General features: G+C 31.7%; 7 protein-coding genes. 5 read left to right on the top strand and 2 right to left on the bottom strand.

Going from position 1 to position 6,043, the window contains the following annotated elements:
• Positions 1-469: 469 nt before the first annotated feature.
• From rpmH to jag, 5 genes are all read left to right on the top strand, one after another.
• A complete protein-coding gene (gene rpmH, locus EZH24_RS06050; protein ID WP_021958902.1) occupies positions 470-613 on the top strand; it encodes a 50S ribosomal protein L34 in 144 nt (47 codons plus the stop codon).
• Between the two features lie 69 nt (positions 614-682).
• Entirely contained in the window at positions 683-1,024 is a 342-nt protein-coding gene (gene rnpA, locus EZH24_RS06045) for a ribonuclease P protein component (protein WP_236847091.1), read from the top strand.
• 9 nt (positions 1,025-1,033) lie between these two features.
• On the top strand, positions 1,034-1,246 hold the full coding sequence (gene yidD / locus EZH24_RS06040) for a membrane protein insertion efficiency factor YidD (protein ID WP_137998238.1): 213 nt from the start codon (positions 1,034-1,036) through the stop codon (positions 1,244-1,246).
• A 94-nt stretch (positions 1,247-1,340) separates the two neighbouring features.
• Positions 1,341-3,242: a membrane protein insertase YidC gene (yidC, locus tag EZH24_RS06035; protein WP_137998237.1), complete on the top strand. Its 1,902-nt coding sequence runs from the start codon at positions 1,341-1,343 to the stop codon at positions 3,240-3,242.
• Positions 3,243-3,277: 35 nt separating this feature from the next.
• On the top strand, positions 3,278-3,991 hold the full coding sequence (gene jag, locus EZH24_RS06030) for an RNA-binding cell elongation regulator Jag/EloR (RefSeq protein ID WP_137998236.1): 714 nt from the start codon (positions 3,278-3,280) through the stop codon (positions 3,989-3,991).
• A gap of 95 nt (positions 3,992-4,086) precedes the next feature.
• On the opposite strand, the gene serB is transcribed toward jag, so the two are convergent.
• Positions 4,087-4,707, bottom strand: a complete 621-nt coding sequence (gene serB / locus EZH24_RS06025) for a phosphoserine phosphatase SerB (RefSeq protein WP_137998235.1) — start codon at positions 4,705-4,707, stop codon at positions 4,087-4,089.
• Between the two features lie 24 nt (positions 4,708-4,731).
• The coding region (locus EZH24_RS06020; RefSeq protein WP_137998234.1) for an NAD(P)-dependent oxidoreductase at positions 4,732-6,043 on the bottom strand (1,312 nt) is incomplete at its 5' end.

The raw sequence follows: 6,043 nt of genomic DNA, 5'->3' as shown, positions 1-6,043 counted from the left end.
GCTTTGCTTTGCTTTGCTTTGCTTAACGAAATTATAGTATGCTAATTTATAGTATCTAATCATAATTAAATCATTCATAATAATTAACTTTAATTAATTAATTTAAGTAAAATATAACATAAATTAAAAAATATGTCAATAGTTTAATCAAAAATTTTTTATCGTTAAAAAATTAAAAATCGTCATTGTGAGACTTATTTTGTAAATAGAAGCAATCCACAGTTGGCAAGTCGCAGATTTTCTAAATATTCGTTTTCGCAGGTATACTTCTGATAGATAATAAAAATGCAAGTCATTACAACAGAGTGAAATTGCATTTTCCGTTTTTTAATATTGACAAATTTTTTAATATAATGTAAATTCAAATAAAATATGAATAAAGAATATTGATTTTGTTTTTTAATTTTTAATCAATTATAACGAAAATAAAAAATAATTTATAAAAGGTAAATAAAACAAAGGAGTAAAAATGAAACGAACTTATCAGCCAAGTAAGTTACGCCGAGCGAGGAAATTTGGTTTTTTTAAACGAATGGCTACGAAACATGGACGAGATATTTTAAAACGAAGAAGAAGAAAAGGCAGATATAGATTGACTGCGGCGGACGAATAATTTAATCGAGTAAAAATTATTTGCGGATGTTTTTGGAATTTTGTTAATAATCGGAAGTATTTTATAGTTTTGGCAAAAATATATTATAAGGAAAGACTTAAAAAAAGAAACGATATAATCGCTTTTTTTGAAAATAGAGCCGATTTAATAAAATCAATTAATTACTCTTATACGATATTGGGACTAAAAAATAATCGTCCTTATTCGAGATTTGCCGTTAGCATGAAAAGAAATAAATCGAGCGCGGTAAGTCGAAACAGAGAAAAAAGAATCGTGCGGGAAATATACCGAACGGAAAAAAGCAAAATTCCAAAAGGCTACGATTATTTTATTATAGTAAAGAGAAAAAACAGCCGTTCGTTTGAAGATTGCAAAAAGGATTTGTTGGAATTGTTTAAGAAATTTGAATGAGGTTTAATAATGCTTAAAAAAGTAATTTTATTTTTAATTTTTTTATATCAAAAATCAATATCGCCTTATTTGAAACCTTCTTGCAGATATATTCCTTCATGTTCCGAATATGCTAAACAGTCGGTTATGAAATACGGAGTTTTTAAGGGAAGCTTTCTTGCAATATTGAGAGTGATTAGATGCAATCCTTTGGCGAAAAAAATATACGACCCCGTTCCTTGATTTTTTAAGTAAGCGCGGGTTTATTTTTAATCTAGGATTTTTGATTTAGTTTAATTTAAGATTATTGAAGATTTAGGAGATTAAGTAAAGATTTATGAGCGATGGAAAAAGAATGGCTATAGCGATTGGGCTTTCCGCTATAATATTGTTTATATATATGTTTTATCAATCGAGGTTTATGAGACCGACAAATTCTCAAAATGCCGATACGAATAATGCATTGACATTAAACGAAACCAATAATAATGAAAATGAAGAAAATATAAACATAACGCTAAACACTTCAAGTATGCAAAAAATAGATTATAGCGATACTAACGATTTAAATAATGAAATTCAAATTTTAGAAAACGAATATGTTATAGCGAAATTAAGAAACGGCGCTTTATATTCCTACGAATTGAAAAATTATTATAAACAGGATATTCCTAAAAACGCCACAAACGAAATAGTCGATATGGTCGGGCAGGTTTATAACGGCATTTATCCTTTTACTTTAACTTTTCAAAATCTTTCAAATTCGATAGCCGTCCCAGAAAATCTAAATTATAATATAATCGAAACTAACAATGAAACTATAAATTATATCGCCGATGCGGTTATAGAAAATGTTCCCGTTAGAATAAAGAAAAGTTTTGCGTTTGGAGAAGACCCTTATCAATTAAAAAACAGCGTGACAATCGAAAATATTGGCGATAAAAATTTGTCAATGTATTATTCCTATTTTTTGGGAACGGGAATCGGACCTTACAGAACGGATAGAAATTCCGTGCGAGAAGATTCTACAAGAGCGCAATATCTTATAAGAGGAAACGGAAAATCGAGAATTTTGCTCACGGGCGATATAACGAAAGAAAATATAATTTCAAGAATATTTGGTTCGAGAGGCTCTAAAACCAACGCTATGAGATATAATATTTACGAAGGCGAAGATAAATGGGTTGCCTTAAACAATAGATATTTTGCTATTATATCGAGTCCGCCTCAATCGAATATAACTTTTGAAACGATGACTTTCTCTCGTCCAACTACAAACGAATACAGAAACGATTTTCATTTGGCAAATCTGCTTACAAAACATAATATTAACGCGGGAAGTTCGATTACCGATAATTATTCGATTTATATGGGACCTAAAGTGAGAGGTTTATTTGCAAAATATTATCTCGAAGAATCTTACGAATCTATTTTTCAGGAATCTTTTTTGGGACTTAATTTAAGACCTTTGACATATATTTTGGATATTATGCTAAACGGCTTATATAATATCACTAAAAATTACGCTTGGGCGATAATATTATTTACGCTTTTATTTAAAATAATAACTTATCCTCTAAATCATGCTTCTTATAAATCGATGAGAAGAATGCAGCTTGTTAATCCTAAAATAGAGAGAATAAGAGAGCAGTATAAAGATAATCCAGAAAAATTGAACGCGGAAATTATGGCGATATATAAGAAAGAGAAAATTAATCCTCTGGGCGGATGTTTGCCTATGCTTTTGCCTTTTCCTCTGCTTATAGCTTTTTTCTATTTGATGCAGTCGATGGTGGAATTAAGGAATACGCCTTTTTTATGGATAACGGATTTGTCTTCGCCCGATAAATTGTTTGTGTTTCCTATGGGAGTTCCAATTTTGGGAGGGCTTAATTTTAATTTGTTTCCGATACTTATGGCGATAACGAGCTATTTAAGTATGAAACTTCAGCCTTCTTCAAGCGCGGGAACTTCGGGTTCGGCTGCGACTCAAATGAAAATGATGTCCACGATATTTCCTCTTATGATGCTTGTTCTATTCTATAATTTTGCAAGCGGACTCGCGTTATATTGGACAGCGCAAAATGTATTCGGAGTCGCTCAACAATTTATAACGGCAAAATTATTAAATAAAAACGAAGATAATAATATTGAAGAAGAAAATAAATCGGGCAAAACAAAAAATAAACAAAAAAAATTAAAAAATAATAGAAATGCAAATAATAAAAAAAGAAAATAAAAAAATTAAATTAATTATTTATAGGAGGGCAAAAAATGTTAGTAAAAGAATTTAGCGGCAAATCGGAAAAAGACGCTATAAGCAAAGCGCTGGAAGAGTTAAATCTTACGGAAGAGCAAGTTAGAATCGAGGTTGTGGAAAAAGGAAAAAGAAATTTATTCGGAATAGGCGAAGAAACTCCTACGGTTATCAGAGTTTATTATGAAGAAATATCGGAAAATCTCGGAGAATTCAAATCTATAGTTTCGGACATATTGAAGTATATGGGAATAACCGCCGAAGTTACGGCGAAAGAAGAAAGCGGAAGCAGAATATATATAAATGTTTCTACGGAAGACTCGGGAGTTCTCATAGGAAAAAAAGGCTCCACTTTAGAGGCTTTGCAGTTTTTGGTTTCTTTAATCGCTTCCAAACATTTCGGAGAAGACGAAGAAAGACATGTAATACTCGATATTGACGGATATAGAGAGAGAAGAGAGGAAACCTTAAAACATATTGCGCGTCAAGCGGCTCAGCAGGCAAAAAAGACGAGGAGAGCGGTGGTATTAGAACCTATGTCTCCTTACGAAAGAAGAATAATACATTTGGAGTTGCAAAACGATAAGGATGTCGAAACGAAAAGCGATGGCGAGCCTCCATACAGAAGAGTAAAAGTATTTTCTAAAAACGGCGGATACAATAACAGAAGATATAATAACAATAATAATCGAAACAGAAATTCGTATAAACCGTATTATAGAAATAAGTAGTTTATTATTTTTCATAAAGCCCGCGATAGATTTAATAATCAAATGTTAAAAAATTTATTGCGGGTTAAATTTTATTTATTATTATGGTTTATATATTATAATTTATCTAATATAAGTCTTAAATCTTTTTCGTCTATTATTATATTCGCTTCTTTTTTTAGAATTTCTTTCGAGCAAAAAGCGACTCTATTTTTCGCATATTTAAACATGCTCAAATCGTTCGCTCCGTCTCCGACTACGAGAGTGTCATCGCTTGAAATATTGAGTAATTTTTGCAAGGCTAAAAGCATATTTCCCTTGCTGTCTGCAAACATCATCTCGCCTCCTACTTTTCCCGTTAATATATTATTATTTGTATGGAATATATTTGAAAATTCTCCGTCCAATTTTAATTTTTGAACGAATATCGAAGTGGCGTTTTTGAATCCTCCAGAAAAACAAACGCATTTATAATCTTTTTTTTTCAATTCTTCAATCGTTTCTTTCGCTCCATTCATAATCGGAAGAGATGCGCATATTTCGTTTACTTTTTTTAATTTCATTCCTTCAAGCAAATTGACGCGATAAGTTAAACTTTCAAAAAAATCCAATTCTCCTTTCATGCCTTTTTCTGTGATTTCTTTTATTTTTTCGTAATAATCGGTTTCTTTCGCTATTATGTCTAAAGTTTCTCCGTCCATAAGCGTGGAGTCAAAATCAAAAACTGCTAATTTCATTTAAAAATAAATTCCTCAAATTAATTACATATTTAATTTGATATACTTCGGATTATGAACTCCGTCTATTTTCGATATTTTATCCAACATTTCTTCGCTTAAATCCGAATCGATATCTATAGCCATTATCGACATATCGCTTCCTTTGATATTTTGCGACACATTCATCGAGCCTATATTAATATTGTCTTCGCATAAAGCGTTTGCCACTTTCGCAACCATAGCGAGTTGATTTATATGAGGAACGATAAGAATATGTTCGTTTGGTTTTATTATGACATCGTAATCGTTTAATTTTACTATTCTTGCAATATTTTTTGCTATTAAAGAAACCGAAACATCATTCTCTTCAATATCGGTTATCATCTTTACTTTTAACAAACTCGTATAACTCGAAGGAGCTTCCGATTTTATAATTTTTATTTCAATTCCTCTTTGTTTCGCCAAAAATGGAGCGTTTACATAATTAACATCATGGAATATAGAAGATAAAGCGCCTTTCAACACGGCGACTACCAAAGGCTCTATATCCAATTTTATAAGCTCTCCGTAAGCGGTTATTTCAAAAGATTTTATTTTTCCTTTTGATATTTGTCCTATAATCTCTCCCGCGTTTTCCGAAATTTTCATGTAATCTTTAACGGGTTCTAATTTTTCGGGATTAAGCGAAGGAATATTAACGGCAGAGTCGGTATAACCGCCCGAAAGAACTTTTTTTATTTGGGAGGCGACATCCAAAGCGACATTAATTTGCGCTTCTTTAGTGCTTGCTCCAAGGTGAGGAGTAAGAATTATATTGTTTCCGTTATAATGAATCAAAGGGCAGGTTTCGATTTTAGGCTCGTTTTCGTAAACATCTATAGCCGCCGCCGAAATTTGTCCGTTTTCCAAAGCCTCTTTCAAATCGTTTTCATTAACCAATCCGCCTCTCGAACAGTTGATTATTATAGCTCCTTTTTTCATTTTATTCATATTTTCTTTATTTATTATATTAATCGTGTCCGCTGTTTTCGGTATATGAATCGAAAGATAATCCAACTCTGGCAAAAAATTATCCAAAGAAGTTTCGTATAAAGCTCCCTTTTTAATAACCGTTTCCTCGTTTGCAAAAGGGTCGTAAACTATAACTTTCATTCCTATTGCCAAAGCTATATTTACGACTTTTCTTCCGATTCTTCCAAATCCCATTACTCCCAAAGTTTTTCCAAAAAGTTCGATTCCCGTAAAAGAATCTCTATTCCATTTTCCTTCTTTTGTAGATTGAGACGCTGGAACGATATTTCTCGAAATTGCAAGCATTAAAGCTATAGTATGTTCTGACGCCGCTATCGTGTTT

Source organism: Brachyspira catarrhinii (assembly GCF_005518285.1).
In the GTDB taxonomy this organism is placed as follows: domain Bacteria; phylum Spirochaetota; class Brachyspiria; order Brachyspirales; family Brachyspiraceae; genus Brachyspira; species Brachyspira catarrhinii.
Note: the sequence above shows the minus strand (reverse complement) of the source record. Positions and strands in the feature narration are given on the sequence as shown.